This is a genomic window from Patescibacteria group bacterium (assembly GCA_018817085.1).
GTDB lineage: Bacteria > Patescibacteriota > WWE3 > CG2-30-40-12 > CG2-30-40-12 > CG2-30-40-12.
Genome location: JAHIUT010000039.1, coordinates 1 through 20,815, shown reverse-complemented (window position 1 = coordinate 20,815; position 20,815 = coordinate 1). Strand labels below are relative to the sequence as shown.

The following is a 20,815-nucleotide window of genomic DNA, read 5'->3' as shown; positions in this document are numbered from 1 at the left end:
GTTTTTTGCTAAATTTAGATAAAACCCATAACCCCAAAAACCCAAAAACAATAAGAATCCAAAAAACAATAAAAACAATTACCCCTTTAACTCCCCAAAACAAAATTAAACTCGCCGAAGATATAAGAGACAAAGACACCACCCCCACAAGCCTCTCCATAAATACAGACGCGACTGCCCCCGCCATATTTTCAGTGTCTTTTCCCAATTTATAGGCTTTGTACACATCGCCCCCAATAGTTGAAGGCAGAAAATTACTTAAAAAAGAACCAATATAGTAAAGCTTAAGCAGATACAAAATGCGAACTCTAGTTTTGGTTTTATATACAATAAGCTCCCGCCATCTGTAAACGCTGAAAAGATAGTTGATAAAAAAGGATAGTATAACAAATAAAATTAAAAAATTGGCATTGCGGACATTAGAAAAGACCTCTTTAATGGATATTTGTTTTAATAAAAGGAAAATTAATATCGCGCTAATAACAACGCGCAGGAATAATTTTTTATTTAGAGTCATCCCAATACTTCTTTAATATAGTAAATTTTTTTGCCTTGGGATTCGTAATATGTTCTCATTATAATTTCCGCCAAAATCCCCATAGTAATAAATTGAACGCCTAATATCATAAGAACCGCCGATAATAAAAGAAGGGGTCTATTCCCTATATTATGCCCTAAAAACAATTTTTCGTAAGTTAAATAAACCCCTACCAGAAACCCTAAAAACCCCGAACAAAATCCGATAAGTCCAAAAAATCTGCTAGGTTTGGTGGCATATCCCATTAAAAATTTTAATAATATAAGGTCAAGAAACACTTTAAATGTTCGGGAGAATCCGTATTTAGAAACACCATATTTTCTAGGTTGATAGTCAACTTTTATTTCAGCGATTTTTGCGCCGTTTAAACTCGCTATGGCGGGGATGAACCTGTGCATATCCCCATATAATTTTATATCTTTAACTACATATTTTTTATAAGCGCGCAAAGTGCAACCTGTGTCATGCAAATCCAATTTGGTTATTTTTCTTACAAGATAATTTGCAATTTCCGAGGGTACCCGCCTTAAAAAACGGTTTTTTAAACCCCCTCCCCACCTTTTGTAACGCCAGCCGCAAACAATATCATAACCATCGTTTATTTTTCTTAAAAGCTCTTTTATATTCTCGGGTCTGTTTTCTAGATCGGCGTCTATAGAAACAACAATGTCCCCCTTGGCGTAATCAAATCCCGCCGACAAAGCCGCCGTTTGGCCAAAATTTCTTCTAAACTTAATAACCTTAAGCTTATCGTCTTTTTCATTTAAGACAGACAAAGTTTGAAAAGTGTTATCCGTAGAACCATCGTCCACGCAGATTATTTCATAAGGGATTTTTATACCTTCAAGAACCGCGGTTAATTCGGTGTAAAGAAGAGCGACATTTTTTTCTTCGTTAAAAACGGGAACTACAACAGAAATCATAAGAAAAAAAACTTTATTTAACTATTTCATTATACACTTTAATATACTCCTTCGCCACAATATTAAAACTATACAATAAACTCATTCTTTTGCTTGCTTGCGCATATTTTAGTAAAAGTTTGCTATTTGACAATGCCTTGACAAGAGCTTTAGATAATTTCTTTGGGTTTTGACCGTTAACCAAAATTCCGTTTTCGGAAGTTTTAACATAATCCCTTGTGCCCGGAGAATCCACCGCAATTATTGGAAGACCCGCCGCCATCGCTTCCAAAATAACATTCGGGGAGCCTTCCACCAAAGAACTGGAAGCATAAATATCGCTTGTTTTTAAATAATCCACCACTATTTTGGGAGGAAAAGAAAAGGAAACCGTGTTTTCAACATAACTTTTGGGCAGTTGACCCAAAAAGTGCACTCTGGACAAATCCTTCTCGTCAACAAACTCCCTTAAAGATTCTTCCCCCCCACCAATTATGACCAAATGGTAATTTAAAGGACAAAGCGAAACCGCTTTTATCAAATTCTTATAATCTTTTTTAGGATGGTTTCTACCCACGCTAATAATAACCTTTGAATTTTTTTCAAGTTTTAGATCCTTTTTTATATCAAATTTTACTTCCTCTTTAAATCTTTTTAAGTCTATGCCATTTGAAATGGGACATATTTTACCTCTATTTTGGTATCCAAGAGCGGACAACAAGTCATTGTCTATGGACGGGCTAATCGCTATAACTTTAGAACAGTTTTTAAGCGCGCTCCTTACCCGCCCATCCACAAAAGGATTAAGACGCAATCCATAATTTAGCTTTTTATAAATTTGAATATCTTCCCCAGTGGGTCTCAATACAGAGGGAATGCCAAATAATTTGGTAAAAAGCGAAGCTATAAAACCGGATGGATACAAAATAACAGCTTGGACAGCATCAAAACGATACCGCGCAAAATAAAAAAGCAGGTTTAAAAATAATACTATTTCCAAAAGGATAGAATTGGTATGAACAAGATTCATAAAACGCAATCTCAAAATTTTGTAAGAAAGCGTTTTTTCCAGACCTAAAGATTTATCGTAAGGGACCAGCGCGTACACCGTATATCCGCTACTTTTAAGATTTTCCGCAAGTCCATGAATAAACCTTTCGGCTCCGCCGGTTTTAGGAAAATATGTGGTTGAGAAAATACAAATTTTCATTTTTTTAATTCCCTTAACAAAATCACAGCTTTGCTTTTCAAGATTAAATTAAAAATTATGTAGATTACTACTCCTATAAAACAAGACAACCCCAACGACAAAAGATGTTCCATAAATTCTAGTCCAATCACACCAACAATATAACCATACAACAATTTAACAATATACCCACTAACTAAACCCGCACCCAACATTTTTGCATAATCATTTACAATAGAAAGTTCTCCAATAAGTTTAATCTTTTTTCTTAAAGCAAAATACATATAAAAAAACATCGCAAAAGAGGTGATAGTAGTTGAGATGGGTATTCCTATAAACCCCAAAAACTTAATGAGAATAAGGTTGGCGACTATATTTAAAACGAATCTAAAATTCCCCACCCAAAAAGGTGTCCAAGTATCTTCAATAACCAAAAACGCCCTCGTTAAAACCCTTCCCAAAATCAAGGGCAGTATGCCAATTAAGTAAACACCTAAAAAACGGGCGGTATTTACGCTTAATTCGTAAGTGAAATTTTTTCTTTCATACATTAACTGAACTAAAGGCAGTCTCAAAAAGTACATAAAAAAAAGCAGAGGTATAAAAATAAAACCCAAAACAAGAAAAACCTTTTTTAAACTATCCGCCACTTTGTTCATGCCCTCTTCCACCCTAGAAAGGGACCAGTAGGACAAGATTACTGTTAAAAAAGCTCCGGTTAAAAGCATTTCCGGTATGCCCGCTATTTTACTGGAATAATTTAATATCGTAACCCCGCCGACTAAAAGAGGCGCTATAAAAGTTCCATCCACAAGATTGTTCACGCGGGTCATAGCATTACTTAAAAAGGGCGGGAACGCAATTTTTATCATTCTTTTTACCGCTTTATGAATTCTAAAACTGAAAGAAAGCGATATGCCCGCGCGATAAAGCGCTATAAGCAATAAAAAAAGCTGAATAAACTCGCCCAAAACATTACCAATGCTTAAACTTTGAACCCCTAAAAAGGATCTTGTGGCAAACACAAACCCAATAAAAACGAACGAACGGATAAGCGGGGTTATTAAGGGTATTACAAAATGCTGATAGGCGTTATAAATAGTGGAATAACATTCAACAAATCCGGTAAGGATTATTAAAAAGGACATTTGGAGTAAAAGTTTCCCTAATAACAAAGGTTCCATACCCCCAAGATGCAGTTTAAAAACGAAGGTTAACAAAACGGAGATTAGGATAAAAATACCCCAAAGACCGAACAAAAAAACTCCAAACGCGGAATAAAAAGAACCCAATATATCCTTTTCCTCGTTTGGAGATTCTTTTTTAAATCTTAGAAAGACTGGTATAAAAACCGCTTTTAGAATTCCTGTTGTTCCCGTTGTAAAAATAAGGACAAGAGAAAGAGCGTAGAAATAAGAGTCTGTGTTACCCGTTGCGCCGTAAAAAGCGGCTATAATAGCCGAGATTACAAAAGACCCAGTTTGGACTAGAAAAGTAACGGAGGTGGTTTTTATGCTATCCAAAGCTATTTTCTTGTTTAGCGTCATTGGGAAAATAATATCACATTTTTCAGATCTTATGAGACAACTATTAAATACTAGAAACTAGTCTTAATTTTATTTATAATTACTATCGTATGAAACAAAAACACAGTAAAAAAACTAGCAATTACGCCTTTTTAGACTGTCAAAATCTACATTTGGGGGTTAAAAGTCAGGGGTGGAAATTGGATTTCGCAAAATTTCGCATCTATCTTAAGGATAAATACCAAGTAGAAAAGGCTTTTGCTTTCGTCGGCTATCTTGCAGGCAATGAAACTTTATATACCTATTTGCAAAGGGCAGATTACATTGTTATATTCAAACCAACACTAGAAATAAGAAAGAGAGGCAAAACAAGAATCAAAGGAAATGTTGATGCGGAGTTAGTTCTTCATAACAATGATAGAGTTCAAAAATTACGATAACGCTGTAATAGTTTCAGGAGATGGTGATTTCCGTTGCTTATTAGAGTATTTAGATCAACAAAATAAACTTTACAAATTAATAATTCCTAATCAAAAGAAATATTCAAGTTTGCTTATACCCTTCAAAAAATATATGAGTTTTGTAAATCCTTTAAAAGAAAAATTGGGGAGAAAATAAAGTGGAGTGTTGCATGCAGGACGGAACCTGCATCCTTCCCTCCATCGTGATAATAAAACTTTATCACACCTCTTTACAATTTGCAAATCACATGTAACTACCCTTACTCACATTCTCCCTAAAGTACTATTTCCTTTACTTTTATAAACCCAAACCCCAAGTTTTTTGGTAAGCCCTTGAATATCCAAGCTTTTTGTTAGATAAGATAAAAAATACGCGCCGAGTATTAAAAACAGGAACGCTAAAAAAAGGTATACGAGAGGTTTAGTTCTTATTTTTATTCTACTCATACTATAATCATAGTAACACATACTTCTATTTAGAATTTGCTTGAGGTGGAGTAAATGATTATTTTTGGACCGGATAAAAGATTTTTTTCGGGGTCAAAAATCTCAACTTTAGAAAATCTCGCGTCAATTCCATTATAAAAATCTCGCCACGCTTTTGAAACCTCTGGAAAATAGATGTAGGAACTAGGGTTAAAATATTTTTGCCGTGACCAGCCGTTGATGATAATATATTTAGCTTTGGACTCGGTTAGAAGTTTGTCCAAATCAGGCGGAAAATCGTTTTCTATTTCGCCTTTAGTGTTATATCTATCGTGAGTAATTTGAAATAATGGATAATCCCCATCTTCCACCATTTTATGAATTAGGATAGACTCAAAAATCATCGGTGTTCCTTTTGGAATATTGTAAAGAACATAATTATAGGCGCGAACACGCGTGTCCCCTCTGGACAATGCATAATCAAAACGAACAGCTTTAAAAATATTAGGTATTATTACTCCCAACAGAAACACCGTTCCTAAAGCCTTTTTTGGGGTCCGTCCCCAAAGGGGACGGCCCCCTTTTAACACTGTTATAACAGTATAACTTACAAGGATGGATAAAAACGGCGTTATGCAAACCAACCAACGGATAAGCTTTACAGGGTACCGCGCAAAGAAAACATAAAATAATAATACAAAACTAAATACGAAAAACATAAAAATGTTATCCTGTTTTATTGTTTTATTGTTAAATACCTTAAGTACAAAAAAAACACCAATTAAGGACAAACCAACAAATCCCCACCCCACTCCCTCCGCCAAGGAATTTCCTGAAAAAGATTCGTCAATGGATAAATCAGTATTGTAGATATAATAAAAGGGGTTATTGCTTGACGCCCCCATAAATCCAGAAGCGCTTCTAAGGCTAGATTCTTTCATTGTCCCTATAAATTTTTGATAGTCCAAAACCGCGTAAGGGGTAAACATTAAAAACCCCATTAGAGCCGCTATTCCCACAATAAAACAATTTGACAATACCTTTTTTACATTCTTTCTAAACACATAGATTATAGTTGGAAGGTACAAAAGCAATAAAAGCGCGGGATAATACTTTGTAGAAATTCCAATGCCACAAAAAAATCCAGCCATTGCAAGTTTAATAGGGGTCAGACCTTTCCGCCAGCTGGCGGAGGGTCTGACCCCTAAAAAAAATAACAAAGATAACAAAATAAAAAAAGTGGCGGGAACATCCCCCGTATAATAATGAGAGTTTCTAACATGCAAAAAAGCGACCGCCAAAAACAAAGCGGACATTAGACCTATTTGTTCCTCCCTACCCTTGGGAGATACTTTTTTGGCTATTACATAAGTTAAAAAAACGGAAGCGGTTCCAAACAAAACCGAAATCATTCTAGCTGTAAAATAGAAAAATTCTTTGGGCAGTGAATTAAAAATACCAAACGGAATTAGAATAACTTTTATGATTTGAATAATTATAACCAGAAAGTACATCAGAAAATGAGGATAATAAAAAAAGTGCGGATTAAAATCGGCGGTTTTTATATTAAACGCCATTGTTAACGCGGGTTCCACGATTTTAGTTTCGTCGGGGTGGAGAAAAAATGGAAAACCAAAAGAGATACCAAAAACGCGAAGACCAAAAGATAAAAGCAGAATTAGGATAAGATATTTATGTTCATTCAAAAATTTAATCATTTAGTTGACATTTGACCCACATCCACAATCAACAAATTCATAAAGACTTAAATCCCCAAACTTTTTTATAAACTGCCAATCATCCGTCCTTAATAAATTTTCAAATGTGGGGTCATTATCTTTTGAAATTATGTAAGAATAATTAAAGGCTGGATAAACAAAACCCTCATCTAGAGACGCCTTTTGCCTAGCCCCCGAAAAAGCGTGAAACAATGGCGGGCGGTTATACAAAAACAAATCAACCGCAAAATCTAACTCCCCAGTTAGTATATTACCTTGCGGGACATTCGCCAAAACATACTCTGCCATATTTTGAGCACTTTTGGGTTCCACAACTTTAGCCTCGCGATAGTTTATGTAAAACCCAAAGCCGAGGACTATAACAAGCAAAGAAAAGATAAAAACAAACAAAGGAGTCTCCTTTTTCAAGGAGACTCCTTTAAAACAGTTTACGAAAAATAAAGACAAGAAAATCAAGGAAAAATATAGTCCGGGGATTTCGTAACGAATATATCCGCGCGAAAAAATGTACCAAACCATCCAAATTGTTGGGAAAACAATCAAAAACATTTTCAAGGGGTCTTTTAGCAATCCTTTTTTAACAGAATAAAACCACCCAAATATAATTGCGGGCAAAGTAAAATATATTTTTAAGGCTAAAGGGTTTAGTTCCATCCATTTATCCACGATATTTTGCTTTATCCTAAAAAAGGAAAAATCAAATGTTTGACTTGAAAAGTTTTTATACGAAACAATTTCATTAAAAAACTGGGTGTGTCCCAAACATAAATACTGGTAACCAAACCAAAAAAGCAAGGGCATTGCTGTTATCAAAGCTAATACCAACAACCTCCAAACTAGCGCTCTCAAAAAGGGACTACCCCGATTCGGGGTAGTCCCTTTTTGAACCAGCAAAAATACGGGGATAGCCAATGCAAACTGATACTTTGTTAAAACAGCCAGTCCTAAAATAAAAGCGGACAGAAAGCTCTTCCTCCAAAACAATAAGGAAAGTGTCAAAAAAAACAACCCCGCCGCTTCCCCAGTTAATGTTCTGTAAATTGGGTTAAACAAAGCCAATTCCCGGAAAAAGGACCATTGAGAAGATAAAATAAGCAAGCAGGTTAAAAAAGCTGGGGTTTTGCCAAACTCTCGTTTGACTAAAAAGTAAAACGCCAAAATAAAAAGCAAAAAATACAGCGCTGGGACAGCTCTTATTGTATAAAGCGAAATACCAAAAAGCTTAAACAGTAAAGCCGTAGGAGCAATAACAGTAGGTCCCACCGCAATCCGCCGGTCAAAATCATAATTATCTGTCACAAGTGTTAGGGTGTATCTACTAGCAAAAGCCAAATTTTTTGCGGCAAAGGCGTGAACGCCTTCATCTCTTCCTACACTAAGCCCATTAACAGCATAGGCGCACATAACCACAGCTATAAGCATAAGCACAGTTATTTGGAAGTTAGGTAACTTAAGTAGCTTTAGTAACTTATGGGTCATAGGAAAAAACCTTAAAATAATCTTTGTTTAGATTATACAGCAAAGGAAAATACGAAAAGTCGCGGTTTATGTGAACTTTTTTGTTAAACCAAGTATTTTTAAACCCAAGGTAGGAAAAAAATACGGAAATAACGACAAGTATAACAAACAAAATTTTCAGCCCTTTGCTTTTGGTTTCAACAAACGCCAAAACCGCGTAATAATATAAAAGAGGAATCAAGGGAATTAACCTCCTGTTACCATAAGACCAACCCCCAAAATTTGGCGAAAATATGGAATAAGCAATAACCGAAACTATTAAAAGCGCTAAAGTAAAAACCCACCCCAACGCTTTTTTGTTTTTGTAAAGAAAGAAAAATAAAAGGACAGGCATATATAAAAATATTCCATGCGTCCCTAAAAGATTATTAAACACAAGAATTGGAAAAGATGCGCGATAGACATTTATATCCAAGAGGTTAGTAACATTATACAAATGAGAACCTTCATAACCAAAAAACCGCGACATATTAAGCTGAATAGGATATAAAACTCCGAAAGATAAATGATTTAACAGAAAATGCGCAAATGTTAGAGAAAAAAACCCTAAAAACAAATACAAATATCTTCTGAAATTTTTCTTAAAATCTAAAATTAGCAAAGGACTTAAACATAACATAAAAATTGCAAAAAACTGCGGTTCCACCGCCAATAAAAAGGACAATAAAACCCCTAAAACAATGTCCTTAAGAATTTCTTTCTTTCGCCAAAAAAAGAACGAGGAAAAGAAAGCAACGCTAAAAAGCGCTGTTAATATATGATTATTTAGGTATTGCGCGTAAGGGAAAATCAGCGATGAAAAAAATAGTAGAAAAGACAAAATTAAAGAAAGATAAAGATTAACGCGCTTTTTTAAAAATAACAAAAACATCAAAAAGGTCAATAATAAAATTGGAATAGTAGATACTAAATAAACTCCCGCCAAATGGAAAGGAATGTCATTGTCAATAAGAACTGGTTTCACCCCAGTAAAAACTAAATGTAATGACCGTCCAATCACCCAAATAAGAAGCGGGGGCTTTACAGAATAGAATTTTCCCTCATAAAATGCCTTGTCTCTAGTAATTATTTGAATAGTTTTATCTATATTAGGCGTGTTATATCTGCCCCACGAGATAATCCCGCCCAAAAACCCTATGTCGTTGGGACTTTCGGGTCTGTCTTTAACAATTTTAAAAAGGAAAAAAGAAAATGCTAGAAACAAGAGCAATATAAATATGTGTTTAATTGCAAAAATCTTTTTCACTTGAATTTTAATAAAAACCTCCTAAAATAATACGCCATCTCACTGTTTTTAATTGACCATAACCAACCCGTGTCCACAGGCCCATTGTCGTAAAGCGTGTGCCAGTGCCTAAAATCAAAGGTGAGCCCCGCTATCTCCACAATAACCGACCATAAAAGAAGCGGAAAATAAAAATATTTTAATTTTTTCCAAAGAGGGCTTTGCAATATCGGGACCAAAAATAGTATCAAAAAAGGCGTTATATCAACCGCCATACGATACCCAAACCCCCACCCACCATACCAATGCACCCACCGCCCCATCATCATCGTAAATAACAAAATCACGATTGATAACAGTTTAAAAATAAGAATTACTTCTTTTCCTAATTTCGTCCTCTTGGACCAGATAAGATAAACCCCTATCAGCGAAAAAAGAAATATGGGAGAATAGGGCAATAAGCCTTTGCTCGGAGAAAGCCATAACCCAAAAAAACCTTCCGGAAATTTTCCCGTCCAGTTCGTAAATTGCTGGCTCTCGTAAGAATGTTTTAAAATTCCCCCAAAATACTCATTGTTGTACCAAAATTGAAAAACTAAAGGAATTAACGAAAGTCCAACAAATTTAAATATTTCTTTTCTATATTTTAGAAATACAAACAGCGTAAAAAATAATGCCGGTATTATTCCCGTTGGTCTTACTAAAGTCGCGAGGGACAAAGTTAAGCCCGCATATTTAATAAATCGGACATCTCTTAACCCTTTCAGCAAAAGATACAAGGACAAAGAAAGAAGCATTTGGCTGGGGCTATGTTGCCAAAGGGTTTGACTTGAAAGCCCCCAAGTAATTGTTCCAAAAGCGTAGGAAAAAAATATTAGAAAGGATTTTTTCCTATCCTTCATAAGTTCTAAAGATACGAGATAAACAAAAACAGCGGATAAAGCGGCAAAAGCGGACGCCGACACCCTTCCAAAAATAGGAATCAATTCAGAATTGGGAGGGGTGTTCACAAATAAAAGTGGAAGGTAAAAAGGAAGCGCCAAAACAGAATTCATTGTTGGGAAATACGAAACAATATCCCCTTTTATAGAATACGCTAAATAATAGGGCTTTGCTTTTTTATCGTCCCCATCAGGCCATTTTTTGCGGAAATAATCATAATACCCGTTTAAGTTAAAATTTCCCTCCTTTAGAATACTCACCGGCAGATAAGTAGCGGGAACAGCGTCCGCGCTTTGCACCAAAAGTTCATTAACTCCTGCTTGATACAAAAACAGCCAGCCGAAAAAATACAGCGTAAAAGAGAATAAAAACAAAACTAGAGGGACTTTAAAATTATTTATCTTTTTTATAGAGGTATTGAATAAATCCATTTCATTAAAATCTAGTTGGGATTGCTTCGGTTGCTAACGCTCCCTCGCAATGACGAAATAATCCCTAGCTTAAAAAGCGAAACTTTATAAGTGTTGCTAAAGCCGAGAAACCGTCCCTCCAAGTTATTTTTTTACCCTCGCTTGCCGTTCTTCCGGCATAAGAAATTGGAACTTCCTTAATTTTATATCCGTTTTTCAAAATTTTTGCCGTTATCTCCGGCTCAAAATTAAAACGATTGCTTTTTATCTCTATCTTCTTGATTAATTCCACGGGGATTAATTTATAACAAGTTTCCATATCCGTTAAAGCCACCCCAAAAAGAAGGTTTGTTAAGACAGTAAGAATGCGATTCCCAAAGAAATGCAAAGAAGTCATATCTTTATAACTCCCCATAAAACGGGAACCGTAAATCACCGTTTTGGAACCCTTAAGCTCCTTAAGCAATTTAAGATAATCTCTCGGGTCGTATTCCAAGTCGGCATCTTGGACTATTACATAATCCCCGCTAACCTTTTTAAAACCGACTCTTAACGCCGCCCCTTTCCCTTGATTTTCTTTTTGAAAGATAACTTTAAGCGCGGTATCTTTTCTTTTAAGTTCCTCCAAAAACTCTCTGCTTCCATCCGTTGAACCATCATCAACCAAAATAATCTCTTTAGGAACTTTTACATCCTTAACCTTCTTAAGTATCTTTTCCAAAGTACCTATTTCATTATATACAGGAATAATTACTGATAATTTCATTGCTTGCTAATTTTATAAATTGTGGACATAGTTTCCGCTGTTCCAATTGACGACCTAAATTTTTTAACAATTTCAAATCTACTTTTATATTCTTCGTCCTTAAAGACCTCTATTTTACTGCCTTCATTATGTTCGTTGGTATCTATTATGTAAGAAATATCATTTTCAAGCAACCATTTATATTCTCCCTCTTCGGAATAATCCAAATCATAAAACACCCCTTTACCTTCTTTTAAATACCAATTTGTTACCCCTGTTTCATCGCTATAAGCAATTTTCCCTTCCAAAGTTTGCCCAAAAAGGGCGGCTTGATAAACGGTTTTATACACATTTTTAAAAAAATAAGCGACAAGAAGCGAAGAGAGAATACCTGCGATAATAAGTAAATATAAGTAAGATTGTTTTCTAAAATGCAAAAATAGCGCATAAATAAAACTTAACAACAAAGGAATTAACACGAGCTTCCCAAATACCAAAAACGGCAAGCGTACATAAAACCTCCCTAACAAAAACAAAGCCCACATCGCCACATAAAAGACCATATTTTTAAAATTAATTTTAGGGACAGCCGTAATCCTCTTTGCTAATCCAAGGGAAAGCAGTGGAATTATTGGAACGAAAAGGCGTGGGATTGCCGCTTGCCATACAAACGAAAGCAAAAGTTCCAAAACAACAAATACTAAAATAGGGAGAAGATTGCCAATGTTTTTCTTGGTTAGGAATTTTTTTAACGAGGACAAATCCAAAAGCGGGATAAACCCAAACAAAAATGCTAGACTCGCAAAAAAAGCTATCCCCGCTTTAAAATCAAACGAAAATTGGGACGGCTCCAAAAAATAGGCGCTGGAAAAGTTTCTTAGATTTATAAACCTAAATAAAAAATAAGGCGCGGAGACAATAGAAAAACTACTCAAGTAAAAGAGCAAATTTTTAATATTTCTCTTAACAAATATCCCTGCCAAAATAGCCAGAAACAGGAGAAAACCTTCAAATCTGGTCATAAAAGCTAGTCCGCACATTAAGCCTAATAACAAACTTTTATGCTTGCCTTTATATCCAAAATATAAAGTTAAGGAGAGCAAAACCAAAAATGTAAAAAGAACTTCCGCATAAACTTTTCCAGTCCAATAAAAAAATACCGGGCTAAAAGCGGTAAGGACCATTGCTAAAAAACTTGACTTGGTATTTTTTAACAAAAGAGTTCCTAATTTAAAAGTAAAAATCAAACACAAAACAGATAACACTAAAACTGCCATTCTCCCCCATACCAACGGGTCCACTTTAAGTAAAAACGCGAAAGATAAAATAAACGGGAAAAGCGGAAGCCTTTTTTCATCCAAAGGATACGAAAAATGCGAAAGGTATTCCCCCGCTCTTAAAAAACGGTAAGAGTCTCCCCATTCGGCGGGAGTTAAATAAAAAAATACAATTTTAACAACAACAAAAAAGCCGATAAACAAAATTAAATGCTTAAATTTTATTTCCATAAAACGCTCACATCATAAATTAAAACTTTAAAATGTTCCTCGTTTTCAAACGGAAAATTAAAAACCATTACCCATTTTTCAGGAGTAGCTATCCGTCGCAAATAGTCCGGAGAATTTTTCTTTTTCTCAAAATAATCTTGATAAATTTCGGGAAACGAATTTACGGTCTGCCCACCTAATACTACATAATTTACTTTATTTTGGATAAGAAATTTGGAAAATTTTTCAAAAGAACTAAAATATGGCTGGATAATCCTTTTACCTTTAATATCGGTGTACCAAGTAAACATAAAATTATCATCCAATCCCATAACATAACTCTTATTATCTTTCATATTGGAAACAAGCCAATTCCTAGTACCGATATGAGCCGCGCTAATATCCACTTGACCTTCAAAAACCTCTTTACTTAATCTCTTTTCGGTATAAAGCTTGTTATAACCAAAAAAAAGACCCCCTGCCACCAACGCAATAGTCGCTATTTTATAGACAAGTTTTTTCCTTCGGGAAGATAAAAAAGGAGCTCTCTCAAAAAGCAAAGAAACATAGCCCACAGGAATAAAAATTATGGGCATTATATGCCGATAATGCGGGCTAACTTTGTAATTATAAGCAAAGAATAGATAAGAAATGCCAAAAAACACTCCAAAAAACAAAGCCCGCTTCTTTTTTTTGTCCAAAATCATTGAAAAAACGGCAAGAAAAAGCAAAGGAAACGAAAATCGCCATCGCCATTCTCCAAAAAGTATAAGCATTGAAAAATTGGAAGCCATTTTTACAGAATTCTCGGCATACAACTTAATTTCATTAACAACACCCTTTTCGGCAAAATAGGTTAATATCGTAGGAGAGGCTTGGTTAAAATCGGGCGCTCTTCTTTCCTGCCTGTTTTCTATCCATAAAAGCGAAACATTGTTGTTATAAAAAGGATTTTTGTACAAAACAAAATTTCTAATTAAAAGCGGAGAAGTTACCAACAAAAAAACCGAAACAGCTACAAAAAACGATTTGCTTTTAAAAATTCTCTTTCTTAACAAAAGAAGCGCCGTTAAAAAAAATGCCACGAGCAAAAAGATTCCATTTGGTTTTGTTAGGTATGCCAAACCGCAAAAAAAAGAACCCAAAACCCAATGTTTAGTCCGCAAATTTTTAACATTTTCAAAACCAAGATAATAAAAATAACAGGCTAACAAAATCAAAAGCGCCATTAAATTGTCGGGAACAACAAGCGCTGTTTCCGCAAGAAACAATTCGCTTAAAGAAAGTATGAGGACAAAAAAAATAGCGGCAAAAACATTAAACATTTTCTTCATAATAAAATACGACATTGTCAAAAGCGCGCCCCCTAAAATAAAGTTAAAAAACTTGCTATAAACAAAAAAATCCAAACTTTTATCTGCAAAAAAAGATAGCAGAAACATATAAAGAGGGTGTTTTCTTGCCTCCAAGAAACTTCCTGAAACTAAATAAGAAATAAATTTTGAGGGCCCCCCATACTCCTTTATTTTCATAGCCCCAACAAGATAATCAGGTTCGTCTCCAGAGGGGTAAGGGTTTCTTCCTATATAATAACCTTGATTAAAAAAATAAATAACGGCAATTAATAAAAGAAAAACTGCCCATATTAAGAAACTATATTTATTGAGAGACAATTTTTTCATATATTCTTTGTATTTCCAAAGCTCTGCAATTCCAGCTGTAAAAATTTTCTATAAACTCGGTATCCACTTTTTGACTTTCTTTAGAAACCGATATTATTTTATCCGCCAAGTCTTTAGGCGTAAAGGATTCATAAATATATAAACCATTAATAGGACTCTTAACCGCAAATCCGCTTGCCACAACAGGAGTTCCGCAGGAAAGGGCCTCCAAAACAACTTTTGGCAGACCTTCGTATAAGGAAGGCAGAACAAAAACAGACGCTCGTCTATAAAAAGGCAGTAACTCTTTATAAGGAACATACCCTTCAAATTTTATTTTTTCCGCCACCTTTTCTTTTTTCGCAAGGGCAATAAGCTCATTAATATAAGATTCTGACCCTCTACCCACAAAAACAGCCTTGAATCCCTTTAAATACTTTAAACCCCTAATTATTAAATCGGGGTTTTTGCGAGAGTCCACCATACCAACAAACAATATCTCTTTTTCGCGCTTAACTTTTTGGTTTTCATTAAAAATAGCGGTGTTAACGCCGCTTTCCATTAAAAAACATTTATCTTTGTCGGCATTATAAAATTTTTGCGCTTCGGAAATTAGGTCTTTACTGACAAAAATACAGGCATCTGCCACCCTAATTCCAAGTTTATCGGATAATTTATGCAAGGGATACTCCACAAATTTGGTAAAAAAATCTAACTTATATCCTCTTTTGGCAAGAAGTTCTTCTCTGCCAGCCCCAGTTATATGAAAATGGGCAATGTATGGAATTTTATCTATCTTGCCAAAAATAAGTTTGTAAACATTAAACCAAAGCATAATATGCCCATGTCCATGGACAATATTAACTTTTCTAAAAATCCGCAAAACTAAATAATAAGGAATAACAAATAGGGAAGTGGTAAAAAAAGGACCCAATTTTTTGATAGCTCGCGGCAGGTTATAAACAACAAGCCTCCCATTATCCTCCACTTTTTTAAATTTTCTATGGATAAATTTTCTTCCTCCTAGACCTCCTGTTAAAGCAATAACCTTATTTCCCAACGCAATTTGAGATTTAGAAAGCTCGTAAGGCGCGGGGGCCAGTCCATCCCACGGCGGAGGCCAGTCGTACACAACTCGCAGAATATTAAAAGGTTTCATATTAGGTAATTTTACCACACCATAGTTGAGATTGCTTCCCCGCCAGTAGGCGGTTCGCAATGACGAGGATTGCATTTAGGGGTCAGCACCCCAAAAGACCTGTATCTACATAATTTTGAGATATTTCGCAACCATTGCTTCCTGGCTGTAGTTTTCTTCCGCCCTGCTCTTGGCGTTTTGGGATATACTTTTTCTTAAAGAGGGGTTATCGTAAAGGTTTTTTATAGCCAAAACCAACTCTTGAACATCCCCCGGAGGTACCAAAACTCCCGTTTTATTATTTTCAATAGCGCTTGAAATCCCGCCAATACGAGAGGCGATAATGGGAAGACCGCACATCATAGCTTCGGCTAAAACCATAGGAAACCCTTCCTGCCTTAAACTTGGATAAACAAAAACATCAGATTTTTTGTAGTATTCAACAACTTGACTGTTCCCTACCTCACCCACATAATTAACGACATCCTCAATTTTCAGCTTTTTTGTGAGAAGCTTAAATTTATCCAAATCTTTGCCTCCGCCAACGATTAATACTTGAAGATTAGGAACCAAAGATTGAAGTTTTCCGCTTGCCTCAAGCAATTGGGGTATTCCCTTCTCTTCCACAATTCTACCCACATACAAAAGCGTGAATAAATTTCTTGTATCTAGTATCTTGTATTTTGTATCTTGTATTTTGAACTTCTCTTCGTCTACTCCATTATCTATAACAACCACTTTTCTCTTTACGGAAGGATATTCTTTAAGCAACATATCCGCTAATAAAGAGCTTACGCAAACAATTTTATCGGCATTTTTAAAAACCTGTAAATCGTCATAATATCCGCTAACAACCATTGGGATATCCTTAAGGATAACTCGCGCTATATTTCTTAAACTTTTTATGGATTTTACACGCGTCTTTAATTCGCCCAAAGCGGTACCGTGGCTAACCGCTATTTTCCTAAAGGACGACTTGCCAGCAAATACTGCTTTTCCCGCGCTACTTTGGCTTATTACTACATCAAATTTATCTTTTTTATTAAGTCTTCTAAATTCTTTAGCGCTTTCCTCCCACCACTTTTTGCTGTAAATTCCAGAAGGCGCGTTAACAAAAAAATATTGAACTCCGCTCTCCTTCGTCCAACCTCGGGGGTTGGATAGAGTTGAGGTTGATATTACAACAACCTTATGCCCCTTCTTTGCTAAACCTTCACAAAGGGTCTTGTTTTGGGTTTCAAGCCCGCCAGATTTATTATGAAAAGTTGTTGAACGGATTAGAATACAAAAATTCATTTGCTAATCTCAAAACTCAAATGTCAAATCTCAAATCCACATCTCAAAACCCTAAATCTTATTAATAGCCTTTAAGATTTGAGATTTAAAGTTGTGGTTTTGAGTTTTGCGTTTTGAGATTTGAGTTTAATATTAAGTCAAACAACCCCTCCAACCTCTGGGTCTGTTTCTTGGCGTCAAAGCTCATTTCCGCAAGGGAACGACAATTTCTGCTCATCTGCTCATATTTTTTGATATCGCACAAAAGCATTAAAACCTTTTCAGCTAAATCTTTTTCGTCTCTTTCAGCGCAAATATACCCGCTAAACCCAGGCAAAATTGTTTCGGAACCCGATTCATAAGTGGCTATCGCTGGAAGACCGGAAGCTATACTCTCCATTAAAGTTACATTAACCCAACCTTCAATATCCCCATCTTTAGCTGTAACGGAAGGGTTTAAAAACACATTAGCCTCGTCCAGTTTTTTAATAAGGACCTCGTCTGGAGTGAACCCTAAAAGTTTTACGCTTCTTCCTACTCCCAATTTATCCACTAACGCCTGCAAACTTTCAAGCAGGGGACCTTTTCCCATAATATCGTAAGTGGCTTTTGGGTATTTTTTAAGAATATAAGGCATTGCCTTTATGGCGTATTCCACACCCTTTTTTTCAACCAAGCGATTAACAGTAACAAATTTTATTTCTCCATTTTCTGGTAAAGTTCTTTGTTTGAATTTAAAATGGAACAGATTAATTCCGCCCGGAATGCTAAATACTTTTTCTTCTGGAGCGCCTAACACCGAAATTAAATACGCGCGGGATTTTGCCGAAAAAGTTAAAAAAGCGTCTCCTTTTTCCCATAATCTTTTATATCCATCTCGCCAGTAATCCTTCCTTGACAATATGGGAATATGAATCTTGTTACTTCCCGATTTTCCAAGCTCAACGGCAAGTTTGCGATAGTCTAAATCTATTCCATAAAAATAAGTAACCAAAGGAACATTTAATTTTTCTTTTAGAGGGGTAGCGTACATACCTATTTGCCCAAAATGGGCAAGGAGGATATTAGGTTTAATTTTGGATAACTGGGACAAATATTTTTTCTCGGACGCAGTATTGCGAATTAAAAGTTGTTTTGAAATAAGGTTCTCCGCTCTTTCCAGCATAGAAAGTTTAGGCATTTCCCACACATTTTTTGTAGGGAACATTTCTTTATTAACCCACTCTTCACAAATTATGTATGGTTCATAATTTTTATGGTTATGTACAAAAGAATAAATAAATGTTTCGGAAGGTTTAAGATAAGTTGTAGATATGTGGGCAACGATAGGTTTACTCATATAAAAGGATTATAACATTAAAGGACCTTGGCGCGCGATAGCAAAAATGCGCCCCCAAGGTCCTGTTTTGATCATGCGGACAGAGGTTCCTGCACCCTGTCCAAAAAATCCCGTCCTGCACACAAAGCATTGGATTCGAAATGGACATTTGTCTGTGGAAACTTCTCTTCAAAATCGCTTATTATTCCAGGAACTAGAACCAAAATCGGGATGCTACTCCTTGCTTCCATCGCAAAACTGAGTAGAGAAATGGGTGTGTCCCAAAAAACCAGCATATCTGCCCAAGCAATAGGCGCCGTATCAAAAATGGTTGATAAAATTGGCACTTCTTCCCTTTAATACAATAAAATATGCGCATCAGCCTCAATTTTAGGTTAAAATACCCCTCATGATTAAAAAAAATAACAAAACCTAACTGCCCAAAATGCCTCTCTAATTTTAAAGTAGTTGGATTCGGTAAAAGAAAAAATTCTCAAAGATTCCTCTGCAGAAAATGTAAAAAAACTTTTACCCATAACTATTCCAAAAAATTAAATCCCCAATCAGTATTAATTTCCTACTTGGACGGAATGCCTCTACGAAAAATATCCCGCGAAACCGAAAAATCCCCTATGACCATCTTCCGTATCTGTAATAAAAAACTCCTAAAACTCCCAACTTGCTCTCTCGTAACTACCCGCCTTTGCAATATGCCAAAATTCGGAGGATTCCTCGTCTTTGATGGTAAGTTCATAAGTGTTAAGGGATATAAAAAAGATATCCCAATCCTTTGGGGTGTGGATTACCAAACTCACGATATCCCTCATTTTATCCTTGCTCCATCAGAAAGTTATGTAGCCTGCAAAAACTATTTTACCGCAATTAAAAACCTTGGGTACAATCTTAAATATCTCGTCTCCGATGATAATAAAGCCATAAGAATGGCTTTGGAATATGTATATCCAAACGCAGTCTTCCAACTCTGTCTTAACCACTACAAAGAATCCATTAGAAGGAATTTGGGAATTAGATCTTGCGAGAAATATAGAAACTTTTTCTTTGATATAGATTGCCTTTTTACCAACAGATTAGACTTAGTCAGCTTCACTTGGGCTGTAACCAATCTATACAAAATTTATGGAAACGACCCTCGTTGCCTTTTTTGGATTGAAGATTTGATGATAAGAAAAAAAGAACTCACAAACTATCATCAGTTTGAAGGCGCGCCAAATACCACTAACCTAATTGAATCATATAACGCGCAACTTGAACAAAGAACAAAGGCAATAAAAGGATTTCAATCATTCAAATCCGCAAGTGTTTGGCTTAACGGTTTTGTTCTTAGGAGAAGGTTGAGCAAATTCACAGATTGCAGAGAACCATTTAAACATCTTAATGGAAAGAGACCGTTGGAAATGACTAAAAAAGATAATCTAAATCTCCCAAATTTTATCTAAAATATCAACCATTTTTGATACGGCATCCTCTTTTAGCCATTTCCAAGACCTCTTTAACATTGTCAAGAGAGGTTTTTTCGATTGCCTCTTCAAAAGAAAACCAATCGCCGGCGAGACCTTCCGCATTCATTTCTGGGGTTTTCATCCTGTCTTTACTTCTGAGCCGAAACAGGAAATAATAGGTGGTCTTTTGTTCTTTTTCATCATTGCCTTCGCGGGTAAATGTCCAAGTTGATGTCTTGATTGGTTTTTGAACCAACGCTTTAATACTTTGGTAGCCGGTTTCCTCTTTAATCTCTCTCTCGGCGGCCTCCAACTCCGTTTCGCCTTTCTCAATCCCGCCTTTTGGTAAGGCCCACTCATCCCGGGTTTTTTTGTAGATTAAATATACTTGATTTTGATTGTTGACCAAAACCCCCCCAGCGGAAAAATTTTGTTTCATCATACTTCAATCATACCATAAATTTTTGATTTCCCACGCTTTTTGATATTTGTGAGTTGTATGGTAATATAGTAAGAACTTTATCCACAATATGTTCCATTGCTACGGAGATGTGGAGATCGTAGAGTTGGAGCCCAATCTATTTTTTGGAGGTGAGAGATGAGAAACAAAATTATGGTGCAAGTAGAAGTGGATTTGGACTACCTTGCGGAGGCGGCGGTTGTTGCCCAACGGCGGGGGAAAAATGTCCAAGAAGTTGTGAACAAGTTGGTGGAGGATGCGCATACATATAAAGATTTACCAGATATTGGCTTGCGTTCTTGCAATTTTTGGTGTTTCTATATGGGCGGCGCAACGAATCTGTTCCCAAATCTGCGACCCGGTGAGAATCCCTACAGATAATAGAGTTATTTTAG

Annotated in this window: 21 protein-coding genes; 4 read left to right on the top strand and 17 right to left on the bottom strand. The window is 35.8% G+C overall.

All coding sequences use genetic code 11. The annotated features are described in order from the left end of the window. The 4 genes from KJ678_02915 to KJ678_02900 form a co-directional block, all read right to left on the bottom strand. Positions 1 to 517: flippase-like domain-containing protein (locus KJ678_02915; protein ID MBU1017093.1), on the bottom strand; the 517-nt coding region annotated here is incomplete at its 3' end. After that, a complete protein-coding gene (locus KJ678_02910; GenBank protein MBU1017092.1) occupies positions 514 to 1,461 on the bottom strand; it encodes a glycosyltransferase family 2 protein in 948 nt (315 codons plus the stop codon). The genes KJ678_02910 and KJ678_02915, both read right to left, overlap by 4 nt. A gap of 13 nt (positions 1,462 to 1,474) precedes the next feature. Then, on the bottom strand, positions 1,475 to 2,650 hold the full coding sequence (locus KJ678_02905) for a glycosyltransferase family 4 protein (protein MBU1017091.1): 1,176 nt from the start codon (positions 2,648 to 2,650) through the stop codon (positions 1,475 to 1,477). Beyond that, on the bottom strand, positions 2,647 to 4,176 hold the full coding sequence (locus KJ678_02900) for a polysaccharide biosynthesis C-terminal domain-containing protein (GenBank protein ID MBU1017090.1): 1,530 nt from the start codon (positions 4,174 to 4,176) through the stop codon (positions 2,647 to 2,649). Before KJ678_02900 ends, KJ678_02905 begins: the two co-directional genes overlap by 4 nt. A gap of 89 nt (positions 4,177 to 4,265) precedes the next feature. Between KJ678_02900 and KJ678_02895 the strand changes: the two genes are divergently transcribed. Continuing rightward, positions 4,266 to 4,595 carry a hypothetical protein gene (locus tag KJ678_02895; GenBank protein ID MBU1017089.1) on the top strand — a complete coding sequence of 110 codons (330 nt, stop codon included), beginning with the start codon at positions 4,266 to 4,268 and terminating at the stop codon, positions 4,593 to 4,595. Beyond that, positions 4,570 to 4,773: an NYN domain-containing protein gene (locus tag KJ678_02890; protein MBU1017088.1), complete on the top strand. Its 204-nt coding sequence runs from the start codon at positions 4,570 to 4,572 to the stop codon at positions 4,771 to 4,773. The genes KJ678_02895 and KJ678_02890 overlap by 26 nt, the downstream gene beginning before the upstream one ends. Positions 4,774 to 4,880: 107 nt before the next feature. Here the strand turns inward: KJ678_02890 and KJ678_02885 are convergent, their stop codons facing one another. The 12 genes from KJ678_02885 to KJ678_02830 form a co-directional block, all read right to left on the bottom strand. Then, positions 4,881 to 5,063, bottom strand: a complete 183-nt coding sequence (locus KJ678_02885; GenBank protein MBU1017087.1) for a hypothetical protein — start codon at positions 5,061 to 5,063, stop codon at positions 4,881 to 4,883. Between the two features lie 29 nt (positions 5,064 to 5,092). Next, positions 5,093 to 6,760: a phospholipid carrier-dependent glycosyltransferase gene (locus tag KJ678_02880; protein MBU1017086.1), complete on the bottom strand. Its 1,668-nt coding sequence runs from the start codon at positions 6,758 to 6,760 to the stop codon at positions 5,093 to 5,095. Beyond that, on the bottom strand, positions 6,761 to 8,260 hold the full coding sequence (locus KJ678_02875) for a glycosyltransferase family 39 protein (GenBank protein ID MBU1017085.1): 1,500 nt from the start codon (positions 8,258 to 8,260) through the stop codon (positions 6,761 to 6,763). Next, positions 8,250 to 9,545 carry a hypothetical protein gene (locus KJ678_02870; protein MBU1017084.1) on the bottom strand — a complete coding sequence of 432 codons (1,296 nt, stop codon included), beginning with the start codon at positions 9,543 to 9,545 and terminating at the stop codon, positions 8,250 to 8,252. Before KJ678_02870 ends, KJ678_02875 begins: the two co-directional genes overlap by 11 nt. Further along, positions 9,542 to 10,897 carry a hypothetical protein gene (locus KJ678_02865; GenBank protein ID MBU1017083.1) on the bottom strand — a complete coding sequence of 452 codons (1,356 nt, stop codon included), beginning with the start codon at positions 10,895 to 10,897 and terminating at the stop codon, positions 9,542 to 9,544. The genes KJ678_02870 and KJ678_02865 overlap by 4 nt, the downstream gene beginning before the upstream one ends. 64 nt (positions 10,898 to 10,961) lie before the next feature. Beyond that, positions 10,962 to 11,642, bottom strand: coding sequence for a glycosyltransferase family 2 protein (locus KJ678_02860; protein MBU1017082.1), 681 nt, complete (start codon positions 11,640 to 11,642; stop codon positions 10,962 to 10,964). Beyond that, complete coding sequence (locus KJ678_02855) at positions 11,639 to 13,129, bottom strand: glycosyltransferase family 39 protein (GenBank protein MBU1017081.1); 1,491 nt, start codon at positions 13,127 to 13,129, stop codon at positions 11,639 to 11,641. Before KJ678_02855 ends, KJ678_02860 begins: the two co-directional genes overlap by 4 nt. Further along, positions 13,120 to 14,790, bottom strand: coding sequence for a glycosyltransferase family 39 protein (locus tag KJ678_02850; GenBank protein MBU1017080.1), 1,671 nt, complete (start codon positions 14,788 to 14,790; stop codon positions 13,120 to 13,122). The genes KJ678_02855 and KJ678_02850 overlap by 10 nt, the downstream gene beginning before the upstream one ends. Beyond that, positions 14,768 to 15,928 carry a glycosyltransferase family 4 protein gene (locus KJ678_02845; protein ID MBU1017079.1) on the bottom strand — a complete coding sequence of 387 codons (1,161 nt, stop codon included), beginning with the start codon at positions 15,926 to 15,928 and terminating at the stop codon, positions 14,768 to 14,770. The genes KJ678_02850 and KJ678_02845 overlap by 23 nt, the downstream gene beginning before the upstream one ends. A gap of 105 nt (positions 15,929 to 16,033) precedes the next feature. After that, positions 16,034 to 17,203 carry a glycosyltransferase family 4 protein gene (locus tag KJ678_02840; GenBank protein MBU1017078.1) on the bottom strand — a complete coding sequence of 390 codons (1,170 nt, stop codon included), beginning with the start codon at positions 17,201 to 17,203 and terminating at the stop codon, positions 16,034 to 16,036. Positions 17,204 to 17,288: 85 nt separating this feature from the next. Then, a complete protein-coding gene (locus KJ678_02835) occupies positions 17,289 to 18,521 on the bottom strand; it encodes a glycosyltransferase (GenBank protein MBU1017077.1) in 1,233 nt (410 codons plus the stop codon). A gap of 71 nt (positions 18,522 to 18,592) precedes the next feature. After that, entirely contained in the window at positions 18,593 to 18,847 is a 255-nt protein-coding gene (locus tag KJ678_02830; GenBank protein MBU1017076.1) for a hypothetical protein, read from the bottom strand. A 234-nt stretch (positions 18,848 to 19,081) separates the two neighbouring features. Here KJ678_02830 and KJ678_02825 point away from each other — a divergent pair, with 234 nt between their 5' ends. Further along, complete coding sequence (locus KJ678_02825; GenBank protein MBU1017075.1) at positions 19,082 to 19,957, top strand: transposase; 876 nt, start codon at positions 19,082 to 19,084, stop codon at positions 19,955 to 19,957. A 4-nt stretch (positions 19,958 to 19,961) separates the two neighbouring features. Here the strand turns inward: KJ678_02825 and KJ678_02820 are convergent, their stop codons facing one another. Beyond that, complete coding sequence (locus tag KJ678_02820; GenBank protein ID MBU1017074.1) at positions 19,962 to 20,402, bottom strand: NUDIX domain-containing protein; 441 nt, start codon at positions 20,400 to 20,402, stop codon at positions 19,962 to 19,964. Positions 20,403 to 20,558: 156 nt separating this feature from the next. On the opposite strand from KJ678_02820, the gene KJ678_02815 reads away from it, so the two are divergent. Further along, on the top strand, positions 20,559 to 20,801 hold the full coding sequence (locus tag KJ678_02815; GenBank protein ID MBU1017073.1) for a hypothetical protein: 243 nt from the start codon (positions 20,559 to 20,561) through the stop codon (positions 20,799 to 20,801). The last annotated feature ends 14 nt before the right edge of the window (positions 20,802 to 20,815 follow it).